The organism is Pseudomonas sp. Wu6 (assembly GCF_019891515.1).
In the GTDB taxonomy this organism is placed as follows: domain Bacteria; phylum Pseudomonadota; class Gammaproteobacteria; order Pseudomonadales; family Pseudomonadaceae; genus Aquipseudomonas; species Aquipseudomonas orientalis_A.
Genome location: NZ_JAFLXH010000008.1, coordinates 15,807 through 36,985, shown reverse-complemented (window position 1 = coordinate 36,985; position 21,179 = coordinate 15,807). Strand labels below are relative to the sequence as shown.

The window sequence follows — 21,179 nt, the reverse complement described above, 5'->3', positions numbered from 1 at the left end:
AGCAGAGCAATGCAGCAACTCAATCCTTCCGAAATAAGTGAAATTATCAAGGGCCGCATCGACAAGCTCGATGTGACCTCCCAAGCCCGTAACGAAGGCACTGTCGTCAGCGTATCTGACGGCATCGTGCGGATTCACGGTCTGGCCGACGTCATGTACGGCGAGATGATCGAGTTTCCGGGCGGCGTCTACGGTATGGCCCTCAACCTGGAGCAAGACTCCGTAGGTGCCGTTGTATTGGGCGCATACACCAGTCTGGCCGAAGGCATGAGCGCCAAGTGCACAGGCCGCATCCTGGAGGTTCCGGTTGGTAAGGAACTGCTGGGTCGAGTAGTCGACGCACTGGGTAACCCTGTTGACGGTAAAGGTCCACTGGGCAACACCGAGACCGACGCGGTCGAGAAAGTTGCTCCAGGCGTGATCTGGCGTAAGTCGGTAGACCAGCCTGTACAGACTGGCTACAAGGCTGTCGATGCCATGATCCCTGTCGGCCGTGGCCAGCGTGAGCTGATCATCGGTGACCGTCAGATCGGTAAAACCGCTCTGGCCATCGACGCGATCATCAACCAGAAGAACAGCGGCATTTTCTGCGTCTACGTAGCCATTGGTCAGAAGCAATCGACCATCGCCAACGTGGTTCGCAAGCTGGAAGAAAACGGCGCCCTGGCCAACACGATCATCGTGGCTGCCAGTGCTTCGGAATCTCCTGCGCTGCAATTCCTGGCACCGTACTCCGGTTGCACCATGGGTGAATTCTTCCGCGACCGCGGTGAAGACGCGCTGATCGTTTATGACGATCTGTCCAAGCAAGCAGTGGCTTACCGCCAGATTTCCCTGCTGCTGCGCCGTCCACCAGGCCGTGAAGCCTACCCAGGCGACGTGTTCTATCTCCACTCCCGTCTGCTGGAGCGCGCATCCCGCGTTTCGGAAGAGTACGTAGAGAAGTTCACCAACGGCGCAGTGACCGGCAAAACCGGTTCCCTGACCGCATTGCCGATCATCGAAACCCAGGCTGGCGACGTTTCCGCGTTCGTTCCGACCAACGTGATTTCCATCACCGACGGTCAGATCTTCCTGGAATCGGCCATGTTCAACTCCGGGATCCGTCCTGCAGTGAACGCCGGTGTTTCGGTATCCCGTGTGGGTGGTGCCGCTCAGACCAAGATCATCAAGAAGCTCTCCGGTGGTATCCGTACCGCTCTGGCTCAGTACCGTGAACTGGCGGCATTCGCCCAGTTCGCTTCTGACCTGGACGAAGCGACCCGTAAGCAACTTGAGCATGGTCAGCGCGTTACCGAGCTGATGAAGCAGAAGCAATACGCCCCAATGTCGATCGCTGACATGGCGTTGTCGCTGTATGCCGCTGAGCGTGGGTTCCTGACCGACGTTGAAATCGCCAAGGTCGGCAGCTTTGAACAAGCGCTGATTGCTTACTTCAACCGCGATCACGCCGAATTGATGGCGAAGATCAACGTGAAGGGTGACTTCAATGACGATATCGACGCTGGCATGAAAGCCGGTATCGAGAAGTTCAAGGCCACCCAAACCTGGTAAGCCGCAGCGGGAGCCGCAAGGCTCCCGCTTGCTAACCTGATAGGTGTTACATGGCAGGCGCAAAAGAGATTCGCAGTAAGATTGCGAGCATCAAAAGCACGCAAAAGATTACCAGCGCCATGGAAAAAGTGGCGGTCAGCAAAATGCGCAAGGCACAAATGCGCATGGCTGCTAGCCGTCCTTATGCGGAGCGTATCCGCCAGGTAATTGGGCATCTGGCCAACGCCAACCCGGAATACCGCCACCCGTTCATGATCGAGCGCGCCGTCAAGCGTGTCGGTTATGTGGTAGTGAGCAGTGACCGTGGTTTGTGCGGTGGCTTGAATACCAACCTGTTCAAGGCCCTGGTCAAGGACATGGCGGTAAACCGCGAAAACGGCGTCGAGATCGATCTGTGTGTTGTGGGTAGCAAGGGTGCGGCCTTTTTCCGTAACTTCGGCGGTAACGTCGTTGCAGCTATCAGCCACCTGGGTGAAGAGCCGTCGATCAATGATTTGATCGGCAGTGTGAAGGTGATGCTGGATGCGTATCTGGAAGGCCGGATTGACCGCCTGTCCGTGGTATCCAACAAGTTCATCAACACCATGACCCAGCAGCCAACCGTGGAGCAATTGATTCCACTGGTGGCGACCCCGGATCAGGAACTCAAGCACCACTGGGACTACCTCTACGAACCAGACGCCAAAGAGCTGCTTGACGGCTTGATGGTGCGCTACGTGGAGTCGCAGGTGTACCAGGCGGTGGTCGAGAACAACGCAGCTGAACAAGCGGCGCGGATGATCGCGATGAAAAACGCTACCGATAACGCCGGTGATCTGATCAGCGATTTGCAGCTGATCTACAACAAGGCGCGTCAGGCTGCGATCACCCAAGAGATCTCGGAAATCGTCGGCGGCGCTGCCGCGGTTTAACGGTTCAAATATTCAGAGGATCCAGCTATGAGTAGCGGACGTATCGTTCAAATCATCGGCGCCGTTATCGACGTGGAATTCCCACGCGACAGCGTACCGAGCATCTACAACGCGCTGAAAGTACAAGGCGCGGACACTACTCTGGAAGTTCAGCAACAGCTGGGCGACGGCGTAGTTCGTACCATTGCGATGGGTTCCACCGAAGGCTTGAAGCGCGGTCTGGACGTTGTCGACACGGGTGCTGCCATCTCCGTACCGGTCGGTAAAGCGACCCTGGGCCGGATCATGGACGTACTGGGCAACCCGATCGACGAAGCGGGCCCGATCGACACCGAAGAGCGCTGGGGCATTCACCGTCCAGCACCTTCGTTCGCCGAGCAAGCGGGCGGCAACGACCTGCTGGAAACCGGCATCAAGGTTATCGACCTGGTATGCCCGTTCGCCAAGGGCGGTAAAGTCGGTCTGTTCGGTGGTGCCGGTGTAGGCAAGACCGTCAACATGATGGAACTGATCCGTAACATCGCCATCGAGCACAGCGGTTATTCCGTGTTCGCCGGTGTGGGTGAGCGTACCCGTGAGGGTAACGACTTCTACCACGAGATGAAGGACTCCAACGTTCTGGACAAAGTGGCACTGGTTTACGGTCAGATGAACGAGCCGCCGGGAAACCGTCTGCGCGTAGCACTGACTGGCCTGACCATGGCCGAGAAGTTCCGTGACGAAGGTAACGACGTTCTGCTGTTCGTCGACAACATCTACCGTTACACCCTGGCCGGTACTGAAGTATCCGCACTGCTGGGCCGTATGCCTTCGGCAGTAGGTTACCAGCCGACCCTGGCTGAAGAGATGGGCGTTCTGCAGGAACGTATCACTTCGACCAAGGAAGGTTCGATCACCTCGATCCAAGCGGTATACGTACCTGCGGATGACTTGACCGACCCGTCGCCTGCCACCACCTTCGCCCACTTGGACGCCACCGTCGTTCTGTCCCGTGACATCGCTTCCCTGGGTATCTACCCAGCGGTCGATCCACTCGACTCGACGTCGCGCCAGCTGGACCCGAACGTGATCGGCCAGGAGCACTACGACACCGCTCGCGGCGTTCAGTACGTGCTGCAGCGTTACAAGGAACTGAAGGACATCATTGCGATCCTGGGTATGGACGAGCTGTCGGAAGCCGACAAGCAGTTGGTAAACCGTGCTCGTAAGATCCAGCGCTTCTTGTCGCAGCCGTTCTTCGTGGCTGAAGTCTTCACCGGTGCCTCGGGTAAATACGTTTCCCTGAAAGACACCATTGCTGGCTTCAAAGGCATCCTCAACGGTGACTACGACCACCTGCCAGAACAAGCGTTCTACATGGTCGGCGGCATCGAAGAAGCGATCGAGAAAGCCAAGAAACTGTAATCCTGGCGCCCGGAAACGGGCGCTCATCAGGTTGAGGCAATCAGATGGCTATGACAGTCCATTGCGATATCGTCAGCGCGGAAGGGGAAATCTTCTCCGGTCTGGTCGAGTTTGTAACAGCGCACGGTGACCTGGGTGATCTTGGTATCGCCATGGGTCACGCTCCGCTGATTACCAGCTTGAAGCCAGGTCCGATCACGCTGACCAAGCAAGGCGGGGAACGTGAGGTGTTTTACATCTCCGGTGGTTTCCTCGAGGTTCAGCCGAACATGGTCAAGGTACTTGCCGACACTGTGCAACGTGCCGGCGACCTGGATGAAGCCTCCGCTCAGGAAGCCGTCAAGGCTGCCGAGAAGGCGCTGAACGAAAAAGGCGCAGACTTCGACTACAGCGCTGCTGCAGTCCGTCTGGCCGAAGCTGCAGCGCAGCTGCGTACGCTCCAGCAGATCCGCAAGAAGTAAGCGGCTTTGCCGTTACGCTTCACGCGTGATTGATTAAAAAGGGTAGCCTCGGCTACCCTTTTTCTTTTTTTGCAAAACACTTCTCTGGTCTGAAGCCGGACCGCCCAGGATTGGTAGCCATTCATGTCTCTTGAAATCGTAATTCTCGCCGCAGGCCAGGGCACCCGCATGCGTTCAGCCCTGCCCAAGGTGCTGCACCCGGTCGCAGGCAATTCCATGCTCGGTCATGTTATCCACAGCGCCCGGCAGTTGGCCCCGCAACGCATTCACGTCGTCATCGGGCACGGTGCCGACGTGGTACGTGAGCGCCTGGCCGCAGACGACTTGAATTTCGTATTGCAGGACAAGCAACTGGGCACCGGCCACGCCACTGCGCAAGCCGTGCCGTTCATTACCGCTGACACCGTGCTGATTCTCTACGGTGACGTGCCGCTGATCGAAGTGGAAACCCTGCAGCGCCTGCTCAAGCATGTGGTGCCGGGCCAGATGGGCCTGCTCACCGTTGAGCTGGACGACCCCACCGGCTACGGACGCATCGTGCGCAACGCCGACGGTAAGGTCGCCGCGATCGTCGAGCACAAGGACGCCAGCGAAGCCCAGCGCGCCATCACTGAAGGCAATACCGGCATTCTCGCCGTGCCGGCCGATAAGCTGGGCGACTGGATGAGCCGCCTGTCCAACAACAACGCCCAAGGCGAGTACTACCTCACCGACGTTATCGAGATGGCGGTCAGTGACGGGCTGGTGGTCGCCACCGAACAGCCCCACGACCCGATGGAAGTGCAGGGCGCCAACGACCGCAAGCAGCTGGCAGAGCTGGAGCGCCACTACCAACTGCGCGAAGGCCGCCGCCTGATGGCCCAGGGCGTCACCCTGCGTGACCCGGCGCGTTTCGATGTGCGTGGCGAAGTGACGGTGGGCCGCGACGTGTTGATCGATATCAACGTGATCCTCGAAGGCCGCGTGATCATCGAAGACGACGTGGTGATCGGTCCTAACTGTGTGATCAAGGACAGCACCTTGCGCAAAGGCGTGGTGGTCAAGGCCAACAGCCATATCGACGGTGCGGTGATGGGCGAGGGCAGCGATGCCGGGCCGTTTGCACGGTTGCGTCCGGGAACGGTGATGGGCGCGCGGGCGCACGTCGGCAATTTCGTCGAGCTGAAAAACGCGAAAATGGGCGACGAGGCGAAGGCCGGCCACCTGGCTTACCTCGGTGATGCGGTAATCGGTGCTCGCAGCAACATTGGCGCCGGTGCAATTACCTGCAACTACGACGGCGCCAACAAATACCAGACGACGATTGGTGAAGACGTATTCATCGGCTCCAACAACTCGCTGGTTGCTCCTGTAACCATCGGTGATGGTTCCAACACCGCAGCGGGCTCAACCATCAACCAGGATGTGGATAAGTCGCAACTGGCCGTGGCCCGTGCCCGCCAGCGCAACATCGACGGCTGGAAACGCCCGGTCAAAATCAAGAAGACCTGACGCCCTTGGCAGCAACAAAACTCCAATGTGGGAGGGGGCTTGCCCCCGATAGCGGTGGGTCAGTCAATAAAGGGCTGACGGATAAACCGCCATCGGGAGCAAGCCCCCTCCCACATTTGCCTGCGTTATTTCAAAAATAGTGATAGCCACCGCTTGACGATCTTTCGCCAATAGGTTTTGATTGCCTTCGTTATCTTTCGAAACGAAACTTATCACTCCCATGTCGAAACGAAATACCCCCCAACGTCGCCACAACATCCTGACCTTGCTCAATGAACAGGGCGAAGTCAGCGTGGACGAATTGGCCAAGCGTTTCGAAACATCGGAAGTGACCATCCGCAAGGACTTGGCCGCCCTCGAAAGTAATGGCCTGCTCCTGCGCCGCTACGGTGGCGCAATCACCATGCCTCAAGAACTCGTGGGCGACGCGGCCCAGCCGGTCTCGGCTTACAAGCGCGCGATTGCCCGCGCCGCCGTGGTGCGCCTGCGTGAACACGCGCGCATCATCATCGACAGCGGCAGCACCACCGCTGCGATGATCCCCGAACTGGGCCATCAACCCGGCCTGGTGGTCATGACCAACTCCCTGAACGTGGCCCGCGCCTTGAGCGAGCTGGAGCATGAACCAGTGCTGCTCATGACCGGCGGCACCTGGGATCCGCATTCGGACTCGTTCCAGGGCCAGGTCGCCGAGCAGGTGCTGCGTTCCTACGATTTTGATCAACTGTTCATCGGCGCCGACGGCATCGATTTGCAGCGCGGTACCACCACCTTCAACGAATTGCTGGGCCTGAGCCGCGTCATGGCCGAGGTCGCCCGTGAGGTCGTGGTGATGGTCGAATCCGACAAGATCGGCCGCAAGATTCCCAACCTGGAACTGCCCTGGAGCAGTGTCCATACCCTTATCACCGATGATCGCCTGCCGCTCGAGGCCCGCGACCAGATCCAAGCCCGCGGCATTACGCTGATATGCGCGGCAGTCATCTAGGAGAAATACCATGTGTGGAATTGTTGGCGCAGTCGCCGAACGTAACGTAACGGCCATCCTGATCGAAGGCCTCAAGCGCCTGGAATACCGTGGCTATGACAGCGCCGGTGTGGCGGTCTTCACCAACGCCGGCAAGCTGGAGCGTATGCGCCGTCCGGGTAAAGTCAGCGAGTTGGACCAGGCCCTGGCCGGTGAGCCACTGGCAGGCCGCCTGGGCATCGCCCACACCCGCTGGGCCACCCACGGTGCGCCGTGCGAGCGCAACGCTCACCCGCATTTCTCGGGTGACCTGGCCGTGGTGCACAACGGCATCATCGAAAACCACGAAGTGCTGCGCGAACAACTCAAGGGCCTGGGCTACGTATTCACCTCGGACACCGATACCGAAGTCATCGCCCACCTGCTCAACCACAAGCTCAAGGACCACAGCGACCTGACCACCGCCCTCAAGGCCACGGTCAAGGAACTGCACGGCGCCTACGGCCTGGCCGTGATCAGCGCCAGCCAGCCGGACCGCCTGGTTGCCGCGCGCAGTGGCAGCCCACTGGTGATCGGCCTGGGCCTGGGCGAGAACTTCCTCGCCTCCGACCAACTGGCCCTGCGCCAGGTCACCGACCGCTTCATGTACCTGGAAGAAGGCGATATCGCTGACATCCGCCGTGAAAGCGTGCAGATCTGGGACATCAACGGTCAGTCCGTCGAGCGCGAAGCCGTGCAATACCGCGACGGTGCCGAAGCCGCTGACAAAGGCGAGTTCCGCCACTTCATGCTCAAGGAAATCCACGAGCAGCCTTCCGTGGTACAGCGCACCCTCGAAGGTCGCCTGAGCCAGAACCAGGTGCTGGTCAACGCCTTCGGCCCACAAGCCGCCGAGTTGTTCGCCAAAGTGCGCAACGTGCAAATCGTCGCCTGCGGCACCAGCTACCACGCCGGCATGGTTGCGCGTTACTGGCTCGAAGAACTGGCCGGTATCCCGTGCCAGGTCGAAGTTGCCAGCGAGTTCCGCTACCGCAAAGTGGTGGTGCAGCCCGACACCCTGTTCGTGACCATCTCCCAGTCCGGCGAGACCGCCGACACCCTGGCTGCCCTGCGCAACGCCAAGGAGCTGGGCTTCCTCGGCAGCCTGGCGATCTGCAACGTCAGCATCAGCTCCCTGGTGCGTGAATCGGACCTGACCCTGCTGACCCAGGCCGGTCGCGAAATCGGCGTCGCCTCGACCAAAGCCTTCACCACCCAACTGGTCGGGCTGTTGCTGCTGACCTTGTCCCTCGGTCAAGTACGCGGCACCCTCGCCGAAGGCGTTGAGGCCACCCTGGTAGAAGAGCTGCGCCGCCTGCCGACCCGCCTGGGCGAAGCCCTGGCCATGGACGGCACCGTGGAAAAAGTCGCCGAACTGTTTGCCGACAAGAACCACACCCTGTTCCTCGGCCGTGGCGCGCAATACCCGGTGGCCATGGAAGGTTCGCTGAAACTCAAGGAAATCTCGTACATCCACGCCGAAGCCTACCCGGCCGGCGAGCTGAAGCACGGCCCACTGGCCCTGGTGGATGACGACATGCCGGTTGTCACCGTGGCGCCGAACAACGAACTGCTGGAAAAGCTCAAGTCCAACCTGCAGGAAGTACGCGCCCGTGGCGGCCAACTGATCGTGTTCGCCGACGAAAAGGCCGGCATGACCAACGGTGAAGGCACTCACGTGATCAACATGCCGCACATCCACGACACCCTGTCGCCGATCCTCTACACCATTCCGCTGCAGTTGCTGTCGTACTACGTCGCCGTGCTCAAGGGCACCGACGTTGACCAGCCGCGCAACCTGGCGAAGTCGGTGACGGTGGAATAAGCCTCACTGGCGTACCGAAAGGTTGGTCTTTGTGAATTAAAGCTGTCGCTTGCGAATTAAAACTGTCGATGGGGCTGCCAGGCTAGGTAGCCTCTCGACATTTCTTGATCGTCGGTTGTGTCGTGGTGAAAGAAATGCCAATCACTGGGGATTCGATGCGTCTCAGAATCCAGCGTGGTGAGTCTTTGCGTTCATACGTAGCGCGGACTCTGTACCTGAATTTCGGAAAACATGAGCTTTCCTCGTTAGCCAATGGGAATATCCTAACCAAGGATGTTAGAAAGATTGCTTCCATCCTTGGCTGGTCAGGATGTCATGGGTTTAATCGGCTTCTGCATGAGCATACTAACTATCCAATGAACTCAGTTTTCAAGGATGAGCATGACATTTCATATTCGCTAGCCAGCTACACCAATTCTGGATATGTGATTGAGAGCAGCGCGCTTTCACACTCGTTCTGCCCTGGTTGTTTATCAGACGACATAAAGTCATTGGGCTATTCGTACTGGCGCCGTCCCTTGCACAGCGATGTGAATGTTTGTACAAAGCATTCAACCAAGCTGGTTCACAACTGTCCATTTTGTGGTGAACATTTTTCGGTCGATAATCATGGGCTGGAAGTAATGTGGAGTGGCTGCAATGGCAGATATCTGAATGAGGTAGTTGCAGACACCGGTGTTGATGAAGTGGAAGCTAAATTGGCCTCTTTCGTAGTGGGTTTCTATAAATGCTCATTCCATATTCCAATTGAAAAAGCCATTTGCGTTTTAATAGAAAGACTGCTTCAACTTAGATCTACAACGTCTGAACGTATCGATCAACTTGAAAATGACCTAGAATGGCTCGATAAGCGCATACATTCGATGAGCTGTGCCAAGTCCCAAAATAACGGACTGATGGTCAATGTGCTGAGCTTCTCTTATTTTGACATGGTAATAGTTTATTTTGACAGGTTCGATCATTTTCTGAATAGCCTGAGAGCAGCCAGCGCTAGCTTTCGTCCTATAGACTCTCTTTGGCATACTTATAACTCTGGTGGATTCGAGTCGCTTCAGTTTGTACAAGAGGATGAAGTGCATGGCATGGGGTACTGGTCTTGTCCGTATCCGTTTAAAGATTTTGCGGAATCTGAAACTTTAGATAGTCTCGCCCGTAGAAAAAAGGCAAGGTATGCGTGCTGCGACTTTCCCGCCCCAAAAAAAACCGCTTGTTTATAGCGATGCATAATTTTGAACGTCAAACATCAGAGTAAGCGGAGTTTATAAGAACTAATATCGTCCACAAATAATTTTTCGGATTAATGCTCTAGTCTTCGGATAGCGGTCCTTTATCTCGAGGGATCGATACAACATAGGCACCAAACGATAAATATCATTCATTTTAATATGTGCTCCATCCGGTTTTTGAGCGCTTTCTTTTAAGACGGTCTCGACCAGAGAGACAAGCGACACGTCACGCTCATCCCAATTCAATCTAGAATTGTTTCCGCCACGCCCTGACGGCAATTTGCGGATTTGCGTATTCAGCCATTCTCGATCATTTCTATATAGCCAAGCGTAGGTTTCAGGAATAACATATCGTATTTTTTTGGCACTAGCATCTTTATTTAAAGAGACTGCATTTGTCCACGTTGATCGATACGCTTGTAGATTTAATTCCAGCTCAATTTCTTTCCTTTTATACTTTAGGCCTTCTTCTTCTCGGATAATCCGATTTAGCGTACAGATAGTGATATCGAATTTATCGCAAATATCCTGCTTTGGTAATCCTGTTAACAAGAGCCGAACTATGCTAGCCCGTATAGGAGGTTTTAGCTTTTTTGGCTTGCGAGCCATAGTCTGGCGATTCGGGGATGTTAAAACTCGCGTTGTTTTGAGGCGCTTATTAGCACTAACTCTGAAATGGGGTTGCTCATCGTGCGAAATTACCATGCGATCATACGCACTAACGAACTCAGCGAAGCTGTCGAAAAGGAAAGTTATTAACGTCAAGTGCTTCAACGGATGGTGATGGCCACGTGGGGCTCTTAACATTTGCGAGATGAACATCTTCGCTTGCTTATTAGTAGTAGGGAGTGATGTGAACGGTGAATACGGCTGCAGTAAGTTAGTGTGCTCCAAAAAAGTTGATAGGTTATGCGTAGGTCTATCTATAAAGTCTCGATACACGGTGCAGACTATGGATGGTTCAAAACGTCTCGATAATGGGAGGGATGCCAGATCCAAAACAGCGCCTCCAATAGACCGCGCTGCACTGTTCGTTTGAAGGACTGATGTATAGGGTTCCAGATATTGCTCTTCCGGAAGGACCCAGCGAAAGCGCCCTGACCATGGGCGATTGAGTGCACTTACCAGCAGAGGCGAATGGTGTATTGGGCACAAAAGCACTCCTGGATATTGATGGCTCCTATGCCAGTAAGCTACGCCATGTAGACTCAGATCTCGGCCCATGCAGATGGAACATGCTTTCAAGGGGTGCTCAGCCCCGAACCGGCCTGTTAGCAACCCTAAGCGATATTTCAGTGAGCCGACTGATGGACCTCTCATCAACGTCTCTACACTTTGGATCTGTGTCTGGCACTGGAATGGGCGAAATAACGGGAAGATGGTGTGTCCATAGATTATGGACTCTACGTCGCCCCAGCAATCTGTAAGCCGGCTGCTTAGCGCATCGAGATTGCCAGGGAAATCGTGAGTTACTGAGCGGTAGTTAGGGCCATAGAGCCACTCTAGCGTTGCCGGCGTATCTATATGCCCCAACCAGCAGTGCTGGCGGCTGCAAAGGCTGTAGAAGGTTTCATCTTCAAACCATTTGAGCACTTCTGTGGGCGCTGTTGAAATGCAGATACTCATTAGTCCATCCTCGATAGAGCATTAAGACTAGGAAATGCTTCTACACGGAGGGAGATTTATTTTTATAACAGTGGTATTCCAAAATTTTTAATTAGGCTTTTAATTTCCAAATCGTATAACTGGATATTTTAAGTAAGAAATGATTATGAGAGCTTGTCGATTAACCTCTTATAGCCCACGAACACCCACCGACGGGAACAACGCTATCTGTTGTCACTGTCGCCGTCCTAACGGTAATATGCTTCTTCTATGCGCGTTTAAACCCAGAGAAGGTAGAGTGATAACTGACTATGGGGTAAGCAATGGCGGAATCACCGAGGCTACCGATGAATAACTATTAAATTTCTACGTTACGAACTAATTAGAGACAGGGACTCAAGTGCGACCTTGAGTCCCTGTGGATAAGTCAGATTTAACCGGCTGACCATTCCATTCTCTATTTCTGGTTGTGAGGCGTCAAGCCTCGCAAGGATTCGTTCATCCACAAGAAATGCGCTTTATCCACAGAAGCGCTGATGTACACGTGCCCGAACGGCAAGGGCTCCACGTAAGTCATTGATTTTATCCCCAGCTTTTATGACTGAGTGGTGCCCTATAGAAATTGGACTATCTGTATGACACCGCAGAAAAGAATGGAGCTCATAATGAGCCGGCAAGGTCGGTTCGAATGGGGCGACACGTACATCCCGGCGACGTTGGCAATTCCCCGGGAGGCACCGAAGGGTTCTCGCATAAGCCGGCTCAATAGTCGAAGGCTGGGCCGCGCAATACATGCTCTTTCGACTCCAGAAAAGGTCTTTAGTCAGTTAGCGCTCTACCATCCCGATTTGATCGACCTTCACGAGCAGAAAATGCTGTGGCCGTTGAGCTCCGGGCATCCGCTCCGCGGTCATCCACTCACGAAGGGCTACTTCCTCTGTCCTGTCACTGGGACGGTCGAGATAGCCAAAGAGTTGGGATTTAAGCATCACGAGATCGGTGTGGACTTGGCCGATGGGCGGCGGGTGAAAATGCCGTTCCCCTACCAAGGAGACCTCCTGTTGTATCTGAAGGACCAGGAAGGCATTCCATATACCATCAACTGGACGGTGAAGGACAGCAAAGCGGCATTCGGTGAACGTCGGATCACGGCTGCAAAAACCCCGGTGCAGCAAAAGAAAGATCGCGCGCACGCTACCCTTCGAACCGAGTTGGAAAAGCTCTACTACGCCAGCGCTGGCGTCAGAACTGTGCAGATGTCCATGGATGAGCTGTCCCCTACAGTGATTGCCAATTTGGACCTGCTATTCATGACCCACGAACTGCCGTTGTCGCTAGGTCCTAATTTGTTAGATGACTTTAGCTCTGCGGTTCGGGAAGCAGCTTTTGCCGGCGAGCCTGTAGCGTACGTTGCGATCCGATACGCGAAATGCTGGGCGAGTCGGGATCAATTCATTGCGAAAATCTACCAGGATATCTGGCAACGCAAGCTCCTGGTCAACTTCTTAAAACCTATACTCATTGATCAGCCTCTCGACATGGAAGGAGGTGATCTTCTTCAGATATACGCATCACTTTTTCAGGGGATAGCGTCGTGATCTCGGGCGCTAGACTGATCGCGCCTGAGGGTTTTTTGTCTCTGGAAAAGGGGAAGATCTACCACTTCCTCCACAGTGACGGCAGTACCAACCGAGTCCGCCTGGTTGAGTTTTATGACGGCAATCATGAGCTTGCCTCACTTCTCATTACGTTGACACGAATCGAATTTGAAGAGGCGCTTGAGGATGGACTGATACTCGAGCTTGGTATAACAGACAATACTCCCCCGTGGCTTGAGCCTGTTGGAGGCATTTCCATATCGCATCGAGAGAGCCGACGTGTGTCTTCCAAGGAAAGCTATGATCAGAAGGTCAATCGTCGTTTCGCTGCCATTTCTGATCTGGTCCTAAGACTCGCCGAAATACTCTCCAGTGACAGCCCGGACGCCATCATCAATGCACATGCCAAGGCTCACAAGCCTGAGCAAAATGCTGCTCGTCTACGGCTCTGGTTCTATACCTACATCGTATTCGGCCACAACAAATGGGCGCTGATGCCACCACTGCATCGTATTGGTGGGTGGAATCGAGATGATCCGTCATACGTACGCAAATTGGGGCGCCCCTCGCCACATGGTAAGAGCTGGGGCTTTCGGTCCGACCAAGCGATGAAAGAAAAGATTCTTTCGGGATATATCGCTTGCCGTTCTCCCTACAAAACTGCAAACACCATTTATGCGGAAATTCTTACCAAGGTGTTTGGGTGTGTGACGAAGAAAGGTAGCGATGGCATCAGGTTCATTCATCCCAACGGTGAACCTTTTCCCACGTTTTCCCAAGTCCGATATCAGATTGAACAAGCGGTCAATCCTAAGCAGCGATCCATTGGGGTTAGAGGGACGCACAAGACGCGTGCCATCTCGGGATCTCTGGGAAGCTTCGCGGATCGATTGCTCAACGTGAATCAGCGTGTTGAATTTGATGGCTATTACATCTCCGAGAAGCTTTCCGGAGTAACGGAGGGTAGCGCGGTCGATAGCTTTTGCGTCGTTCGAGCCGTGTGTGGACTCTCGGGACTCATCTTGGGCATCGGTTTCGCTGATGGAAAGGAAAGCATGGACGCCTACAGAATGTGCCTGTATTCGATGGCTAGCGATAAGGTCAAATATTGTGAGCTATTCGGGATTCCCATTGAGGCTGATGATTGGCCAAGTCACGGTCTATCTGGGGCGCTCGTATTCGATCGCGGTCCGGGAGCTAACTACGACGTGGAGTCCGAAATCGGTTGGCTAGGCACCTTTGAGAATACCCCTGTGTTCTCCGGACAGTCCAAAGCGACGGTGGAGTCATCTCACCCGAGAGACAAGAAAACATGGGATCAACCCAGCTATTTCCACAGCACGCTGAATTTCGTGCAGATGGCAAAACGAGAAATCGTGCAGGTGCTACTGGATAATCGTGTGTCAGACGCCAGTCGTCGAATGGATGAGGAGCTGATACTGGCGGGAGTTAAGCCTACACCGGTTGCGATCTTTCAGTACTGGGACAAGCGGGCCAGAAACTCAGGCCAAACGATGCATCCCGATACTGCTGTCAGGAAATTCCTGGCGGAAAGACCAGCCACAATCCAGAAGGACGCAGTGTACTTTTACGGGCGTAAGTACAGATCTCAATCGCTGGTCGCGACAGGTGTATTTGATCGGGTAGCGAAGAACGGAGTGATTTCTACATCAGCCTACACCCTCACAATGTGCGTACGGCACATATGGATTGAGGTAAACGGTACGCTCTATGAGCTCGACTTCCTCCGCTCTCAAAGGACCAGTGAGAGGTTCGTGGATATTTCGCTACGCGATCTCCAAGACATTGATCAAATGAGGCACGAAGGTAAGGCTGTGCTTCGCGACGAAACCCCAGCCACGGAGCAGCACATGTGGGACAAGTTCAAGCAGAACACAGGGGAGGAAGCATTCAGCGGTAGTCGAAAACCGGGGCGTCCTCCAAGAAACTCGTCGGTGCTGCGAGATTCAGACGACTATGATCGCTTAACAGGTAAAACGGGATGAACACTCTAACCGACACTCGGTTCAGTGATTGCCTGGACTCAGAAAAAATCCGTACCAAGGTCACCGTAAGACCAGAGCCTGTAGAGGGACTGGAATCCATCGATCCTCTGATTGCAGCTGAGCTGTTGGAAAGTACGCTTAAACAAATTTTTATCCCCAATCAGTTTTCCCTGGCATTCATCAAAGAGATGGTAGGCAGGGCGTCATTACACAGTCAGCAGCTCTTCTCGAGCCAGGCCCAATACTCAGCGAGGGTATTCAACCCACCAGAGCTCGAAGTATCCCCCCTGTGCTTAACGGGTTTGGCCGGGATTGGAAAAAGCCAAACCATTGTGGCGTTGCGCAAGGTACTACCGCAGCCAACAGAGCTGTCGTGCGATCTTTACCAAGGCACCGTGCCCCTGCTGTCGCATTGGTATGCTAGTGCTAGAGGTAAGGCGAGCGGAAAAGCTCTTCTTGAGAACTTTGTTTTTGGAGATAACCCCAAGCTTCGCATGAGCACTGTTGCCATACTTCTAAAGGAGTCGCGACGAGCGGCTAACAAGCATGGGGTCTCTCTCACGATACTGGAGGAGATGCAACACATTAGCACGGGGGCTGGGGCCGCAATGGTGACTGATATCCTGTTGACCATGGCAGCGATTGGCCCACCCATGGTTTTCGTGTGCAACTACAGTCTTGCCCACAAGCTTCTTAAGCGAAACAGCGAAGATACTCAGCGGCTGCTTGCTGCTCCTCGACTGATGTTACCGGAAGAGCCCAATAGCCAGGATTGGATAGATTACATCGCTGAATGCCTGCGGGTGAGCAATGGTTACATTAGCGTGGACATCGTTGAGCTTGCTGAGGAGGTATACCGTTGCACTTTTGGGATCAAGCGATTGGTAGCGCTGCTTTTGAAGCTTGCATATGTGGAATGTCGCAGTGCGGGTCGGCAGTCGGTGAATGTTATAGACATCCTTAACGCATACCGGTCTACCGCCTACACAGTAAGCGCCGGTCAGGTGGAGGAATTGCAATACTTGGCGATAGGTGGGCGGCCCAAGAAAGCGCAGCTGCATTTGGTATGCCCGTTTGATGTGCCGGCACCGATGAAGTCGAACGTTGTGAAATTTACGCGTGATGACCGTCATCAGCGTGTCATTTCTAAGGTCTTCGATTCAGCGCTGACTGAGCACGAACGAGCGGCTCAGAAGTCTGTGGACGTTCTCGTGCAGACAGATCCCCAACTATCCAAAAAACGTCGGTCCACCTCATTAGTTCAACTGTCGGCAGAGGAGCAAGCGAGTGCATTCTTCGAGTACATCGATACGGTAGCACCGCCCAAGCCGACGAAGCCCAAATAGCGATTCCTTAATCATGTGTAAAATGGCTTGGGTCTTTTCTATGTGATGAAATCAGATTGTTACGCGCGTTGGGCAGGAGCGTTCAAACAACATGGACTTGCCGCCACAAACCCGCACAGGCTGCGAGCCCATCAGTCCATAATCATGTGGGCCGCGGCAGGCCGCTTTCAGATAAGTGATAGATAGTCTGTGAGCGTAAGCGAATGTCGGCGTCCATTTCCTAAAAGTATGTAGAGCGTGTTACGCGTACAAAAAAGCCCTTCGTCCTCGCACCAGATCTTTAAAGTGCTCACTACCCAGTCGCCTTCCTGAAATCTACGTCTACTGTCCAAAACAACTTTGCGCGCATAGACAGCTGAAGGCTCTTGTCCAACGGAATGAACGGCACCTATCTGCTCGGGCGTCATCGTGAGGTCAAAGAGTATCCAGTCCGAAACCAAGCAGAAGGGGTGCTCGGGACATCGCGTCTTAGCCAGATCCGTTGCTGCCTCTAGAGGCAAAGAACAACCTGACATAGGCTCACCTGCTCCCAAATAAATCGCGAAGTCCGAGAGTTTCATGAGCGGCGCCTCCGTGTTCACAATCTCTTCAATGTGCGTGTTCGATAGCCTGGTTGGTCATTCCAAAGGTAAGTGAGTTGCCCAGCAATTTCCCCTGCGACTCATGCTTTGGCTTATGCGGTATCGCCACAACGATTGGCGACACCCAGCCAAATCCACGCGGTGCGCGCCCGTACCAAAGGCTACCGACGAGGACTTAATGCGATCCTTCCGTCAGTACATGGAGTCGCCGTCATCCGGTTCCAAAAAGCCTAGATAGATGACCTCACCATGGTTGTCGGTCAGTGCCTGTCATGGAAAAAGTCATCCTTGGTGGCCAGCCCGAAATCGTCTCCCGGCCATTTAGGGTCAGTCTCAAACATGTGCGCTGTGCGTCTCTCCTGCTTGAGGTAAGCGAGGGTAGCAAAAAAACAGGTTTCGCAGAGATGCACCTCATAGCGTTCACCGTCGTGCAAGGCACCATAGCCCCAATGCGCATGGAGGCTCCCATACTTCAAATTGCCGCTTCCTAGACGGGTAGAGCAATCGCATACGTCACAACGCACGTCGGTCACAGCTTCGACTTCTACACGACCTGTGATTTTCATCCCATCCAAGCCTCGGTTAACACATAACTCAAGTTTAGAGGTTCAAAGCTTGGCCGCTTTGCCATCGGTCAGTTCTTACAGAACCGCCCAAATGCCCGGAATAATTCTCCAATTGTGGGTATGGTGGTGTGCAGTGCTATCACTCAAGGATGATCCATGGCCATAAATACCTCCTCCAATACACAGAAGCATTTGGCAGTTCTGATCGATGCTGATAATGCCCCGGCAGCAATCGTCGAAGCTCTGTTCGAAGAGATCGCCAAATACGGGGTTGCCAGCGTCAAGCGCATCTATGGCGACTGGACTGGCCCACAGCTAGGCGGTTGGAAGAAGGTCCTGCTCGATCACTCCATCCAGCCGATCCAGCAGTTCGCCTACACCAAAGGGAAAAACGCGACCGACAGCTCACTGATCATCGATGCGATGGATCTGTTGTACACCCGACGCTTCGACGGCTTCTGCTTAGTGTCCAGTGACAGCGACTTCACCCGCCTCGCCTCTCGCCTGCGTGAAGAGGGACTGACGGTATATGGGTTCGGTGAACAGAAAACACCGAAGCCGTTCGTGGCTGCCTGCGACAAGTTCGTTTACATCGAATTGCTACGTGAGGATGCCCTTCCTCTCCCCACAAGTGAACTATCCGGTACATCCGCTACCAGCGCCAGCGAGTCCAGTGAAGCCACGCAGACTGAGCCGCTTAAAAAGCCCAAAGCCCCTGTGGGATTCATCGCGAAAATCCTCGACGACATCGCTGACGAGGATGGGTGGGCACACCTAGGCGCGCTTGGCGCGAACATCACGAAGCTGCGGCCAGATTTCGATCCCAGGACTCATGGCTACAAAAAGCTGAGCGACCTTATAAAAGGCTACCCGCACGCCTTCGAGCTTCAGGCACGTAATGCTTCCGGTGGCAGCGCTGTGATGTACGCCCGGCATAAACAGCAGAGCAGATAATGATTTGTTCTTAATCACCAGGCTTGGGCACCGCGAAGTAACCGTCCGGGCAACACACCTTGCCGCCCGGCGTTTGAATCAAGGACGCTTCTTCTGGCCGGGTGTGCGACACGGCTCCGAAGTTGAGTTGGATCTCGATGACGGTGCTGTGCCCATCGATAATAACTGGTGCGAGAATCAAATTCGTCCGTGGGCTCTTGGTCGCTCGAACTGGCTGTTTGCGGGATCGTTACGCAGCGGTAAACGTGCAGCGGCGATCATGAGTTTGATCCAATCGGCGCGACTCAACGGCCATGATCCGTATGCTTATTTGAAGGACGTCCTCACGCGCCTGCCGACGCAGCGGGCAAGTGAGATTGCGGAGCTACTACCGCATAGGTGGCGACCGGTTTAGTTGCGCAAGACGGGATGTCCGGACGCACCTCCAACTGGTGCCATTACCGGTCTACTTAGCCTTTATGCTGGTTATCCATGCATTCCTCCCTACAGCTTCGCCCGGTTCAGCCGATAGTTTTCGTACGAAGAGAAGCGCGGCAATTCGACCCTGTAACAAAGGAGGGTAAGCGGCTTTTGAGGAAGATCTCTAGGAATGCTTTCATTACCCCATATGTTAACGCCAACGCTGAATTGACCCACGTGCTGAAGTCGGATTAACCCACCCTCAAGTCAACACAAATCCAGTAAAAGTAGTGGTTCGCAAGGAGTCTGCCCGGGTCAGTGATATCTCGGCAACTGGGTCAATTCGGCGCCGGCGCCAACAGCTTGCTGGCTGGGCGTCCAAAAAATCCATGCAGCAAGGAAAAGAAATGTTTCCTTTAAGTGCTAAAAATAACCATAAGGACAACATTTCTTTACTTTGGGCTATCGGCATATTGGCGCTGATGCGATTCTGACCCAAACTGCGGAAATTTTTTAACCCAACCGGATACTCAGTAACACTCTGTCTTTGCGCGGAGTTTCAGAGGAAGCATATAGGTCAGTCGAAATCAGCAGGTGGGATCAAAATCACATCAGCGCCAACAGCCAGTCAATTATTATAATAATTGACTACTTCTTTCTTCGAAGAAAGAAGGGCCAGCCTTGTGGTTGCGCGTGTACAAGCGACATAGAGGTCTTCATCTGTGAACGCAATATGTTCACCTGGGATGCCTACGTCAACAACAATGACTGATGTGGCCTCGATACCCTTGAATGATTTGATAGTAGAGAAGAAAACTGTATCCTTCTTTCCTAGATCTTCAATATCTGTACTTAGACTAAGTCCGTGCCCAGACTTCTGGCCTTTCATAGCGGAATTTTCAAGCTTGAATGGACTCAGTATCGCCACTGGGCCTTCTCCACTCCATTGTTTCGCAATCTCCCAAGCGCGTTTCACCTGATCGTTAGTCGATTCGACCATTGGCGAAACACCAACCGGCATGCCGGTCATTGATTCAACTTTTGTATTTAAGTAGCGATTTGATGCCTCGTTGATCTTCACCGTATTCCGGCAATTGTAGTGGAGATGGAAAATCACTTCTGCGCCGATCGGGACACCTTTTCCGGCACTGTACAAATCCTGTTTCCAGTCGGCGAAGAATGCCCATCCTCCTTCGTCAGAAAGGAGCTCGAGTAGTGCGATGATCTGTTCTTCCGAGAAGTCTTGGCCTTCATCAACGATGATGGCATCGTATTTGACTACTTCATCCGATCTGTCCATGACCAGGCTCGGCAGAACCTCCCGATGGAAATCGTCTTGGCCAAACCTGTGGCGCGAATCCGGGCAAAGTTCAAGGAACAACCTATCAACGTTCCAGATGAACTCGGTGTGGTCTGGATTGCGAAGACGCAAGATGTTGGCGAGCGTGCGGTTATAGCAAACGTATATACACCGTAGACCTTGTTCGACTAAAGCGTGCAGTCTCCACATAGCCAGAACAGTTTTCCCTGACCCCGCAGGGCCTATAACTGCAACGCTTGGAAGCTGGAATAAGCCTTTCAGGCTAGCGAACTGCTGTCGAGTCAGTTGCTCGATTTTCCCCATGTCGCTGACAACGTCCTCGTCCGTATCCACTTTCTGGATCTGGAATTGTCTGTTCTTGAGGTCATTGATCACAGACTCAACGACTTGTGGAGTGAACTGCGCGGCACGTCCCGTCCCTCCACGCTTTTCCAGTGAATTTCGAAGCCGGGACACTAACTGGCTCATATGACGGCGAGTTCCGATGGTGGACTCATCGAACATAGCCGGAAGGCTGCGTGCCTCTCCTTGGGGATACACAACGATGTAGGAGAATCGTCCCGGAAACTCCTTCCATTTGTTTCTTTCCAACAGGACACCAAGCAGATCGTGCATATTCCGCATGGCTTGTTCGGGTGGGGATTCCTTAAGCAAGACCCACGTCTCATCGTCTTGCTTTCGCTTCCACTTCCCATCCTCGTCCACCTTGAACTCCTTGGAACCCTTCACCTCAAGGACAACAAGACCTGAGTCTGGTGCGAGAACGACGAAGTCTGCTTCTCCATCACGGACGTAGCCGTTCTTCGCAAGCGTCCATTTAACACTAGGCATGACGACCCAATTGTCTGGTAACTGGTTCTTGAGTGCTTTTAGCACTTCGTTCTCCCAGCGGTCTGCTGGAAGATTTCCAATGATCCTTGGCATC

General features: G+C 54.0%; 17 protein-coding genes and 1 pseudogene. 13 read left to right on the top strand and 5 right to left on the bottom strand.

Going from position 1 to position 21,179, the window contains the following annotated elements; all coding sequences use genetic code 11:
- Positions 1-9 precede the first annotated feature (9 nt).
- The 8 genes from atpA (at position 10) to J1G34_RS07530 (ending at position 9,869) form a co-directional block, all read left to right on the top strand.
- A complete protein-coding gene (atpA, locus tag J1G34_RS07565; RefSeq protein ID WP_003177064.1) occupies positions 10-1,554 on the top strand; it encodes a F0F1 ATP synthase subunit alpha in 1,545 nt (514 codons plus the stop codon).
- Positions 1,555-1,604: 50 nt separating this feature from the next.
- Complete coding sequence (gene atpG, locus J1G34_RS07560; protein ID WP_003195829.1) at positions 1,605-2,465, top strand: F0F1 ATP synthase subunit gamma; 861 nt, start codon at positions 1,605-1,607, stop codon at positions 2,463-2,465.
- Positions 2,466-2,492: 27 nt separating this feature from the next.
- A complete protein-coding gene (gene atpD, locus J1G34_RS07555) occupies positions 2,493-3,869 on the top strand; it encodes a F0F1 ATP synthase subunit beta (RefSeq protein ID WP_065886692.1) in 1,377 nt (458 codons plus the stop codon).
- Positions 3,870-3,913: 44 nt separating this feature from the next.
- Positions 3,914-4,330: a F0F1 ATP synthase subunit epsilon gene (locus J1G34_RS07550; RefSeq protein ID WP_003195825.1), complete on the top strand. Its 417-nt coding sequence runs from the start codon at positions 3,914-3,916 to the stop codon at positions 4,328-4,330.
- A 123-nt stretch (positions 4,331-4,453) separates the two neighbouring features.
- A complete protein-coding gene (glmU, locus tag J1G34_RS07545) occupies positions 4,454-5,821 on the top strand; it encodes a bifunctional UDP-N-acetylglucosamine diphosphorylase/glucosamine-1-phosphate N-acetyltransferase GlmU (RefSeq protein ID WP_122464291.1) in 1,368 nt (455 codons plus the stop codon).
- Positions 5,822-6,041: 220 nt separating this feature from the next.
- Positions 6,042-6,809 (top strand): DeoR/GlpR family DNA-binding transcription regulator, encoded by a 768-nt coding sequence (locus tag J1G34_RS07540; protein WP_065886690.1) that lies wholly within the window; start codon positions 6,042-6,044, stop codon positions 6,807-6,809.
- Positions 6,810-6,819: 10 nt separating this feature from the next.
- On the top strand, positions 6,820-8,652 hold the full coding sequence (gene glmS / locus J1G34_RS07535) for a glutamine--fructose-6-phosphate transaminase (isomerizing) (RefSeq protein WP_065886689.1): 1,833 nt from the start codon (positions 6,820-6,822) through the stop codon (positions 8,650-8,652).
- Between the two features lie 155 nt (positions 8,653-8,807).
- Positions 8,808-9,869: a TniQ family protein gene (locus J1G34_RS07530; protein WP_222993711.1), complete on the top strand. Its 1,062-nt coding sequence runs from the start codon at positions 8,808-8,810 to the stop codon at positions 9,867-9,869.
- A 51-nt stretch (positions 9,870-9,920) separates the two neighbouring features.
- Here J1G34_RS07530 and J1G34_RS27135 read toward each other — a convergent pair whose 3' ends face one another.
- Together J1G34_RS27135 and J1G34_RS27630 are read right to left on the bottom strand one after the other, a co-directional pair.
- On the bottom strand, positions 9,921-10,487 hold the full coding sequence (locus J1G34_RS27135) for a TnsD family Tn7-like transposition protein (protein ID WP_262411746.1): 567 nt from the start codon (positions 10,485-10,487) through the stop codon (positions 9,921-9,923).
- A gap of 531 nt (positions 10,488-11,018) precedes the next feature.
- Positions 11,019-11,504: pseudogene (locus J1G34_RS27630) on the bottom strand (TniQ family protein); the annotation flags it as partial.
- 644 nt (positions 11,505-12,148) lie between these two features.
- Between J1G34_RS27630 and J1G34_RS07520 the strand changes: the two are divergent.
- From J1G34_RS07520 to J1G34_RS07510, 3 genes are read left to right on the top strand one after another with little or no spacing between them, the layout of a single operon-like run.
- Positions 12,149-13,081 carry a PDDEXK family nuclease gene (locus J1G34_RS07520; protein WP_225930667.1) on the top strand — a complete coding sequence of 311 codons (933 nt, stop codon included), beginning with the start codon at positions 12,149-12,151 and terminating at the stop codon, positions 13,079-13,081.
- Entirely contained in the window at positions 13,078-15,087 is a 2,010-nt protein-coding gene (locus J1G34_RS27130; protein ID WP_262411745.1) for a transposase, read from the top strand. Before J1G34_RS07520 ends, J1G34_RS27130 begins: the two co-directional genes overlap by 4 nt.
- A complete protein-coding gene (locus J1G34_RS07510) occupies positions 15,084-16,433 on the top strand; it encodes a transposase (RefSeq protein WP_186753132.1) in 1,350 nt (449 codons plus the stop codon). The genes J1G34_RS27130 and J1G34_RS07510 overlap by 4 nt, the downstream gene beginning before the upstream one ends.
- Before the next feature lie 167 nt (positions 16,434-16,600).
- Here the strand turns inward: J1G34_RS07510 and J1G34_RS27625 are convergent, their stop codons facing one another.
- Both J1G34_RS27625 and J1G34_RS27125 read right to left on the bottom strand, forming a co-directional pair.
- Positions 16,601-16,948, bottom strand: a complete 348-nt coding sequence (locus J1G34_RS27625; protein ID WP_437182540.1) for a DUF6957 family protein — start codon at positions 16,946-16,948, stop codon at positions 16,601-16,603.
- A gap of 326 nt (positions 16,949-17,274) precedes the next feature.
- Positions 17,275-17,580 (bottom strand): hypothetical protein, encoded by a 306-nt coding sequence (locus tag J1G34_RS27125; protein WP_225930665.1) that lies wholly within the window; start codon positions 17,578-17,580, stop codon positions 17,275-17,277.
- A 156-nt stretch (positions 17,581-17,736) separates the two neighbouring features.
- Here J1G34_RS27125 and J1G34_RS07505 point away from each other — a divergent pair, with 156 nt between their 5' ends.
- Both J1G34_RS07505 and J1G34_RS07500 read left to right on the top strand, forming a co-directional pair.
- The gene (locus J1G34_RS07505; RefSeq protein ID WP_222993707.1) at positions 17,737-18,534 is read left to right on the top strand and encodes an NYN domain-containing protein; all 798 of its coding nucleotides are present in this window, start codon (positions 17,737-17,739) and stop codon (positions 18,532-18,534) included.
- 4 nt (positions 18,535-18,538) lie between these two features.
- Positions 18,539-18,928, top strand: a complete 390-nt coding sequence (locus J1G34_RS07500; protein ID WP_437182532.1) for a transposase domain-containing protein — start codon at positions 18,539-18,541, stop codon at positions 18,926-18,928.
- 633 nt (positions 18,929-19,561) lie between these two features.
- Here J1G34_RS07500 and J1G34_RS07495 read toward each other — a convergent pair.
- Positions 19,562-21,178 (bottom strand): NERD domain-containing protein, encoded by a 1,617-nt coding sequence (locus tag J1G34_RS07495; protein WP_186753134.1) that lies wholly within the window; start codon positions 21,176-21,178, stop codon positions 19,562-19,564.
- Position 21,179 lies beyond the last annotated feature (1 nt).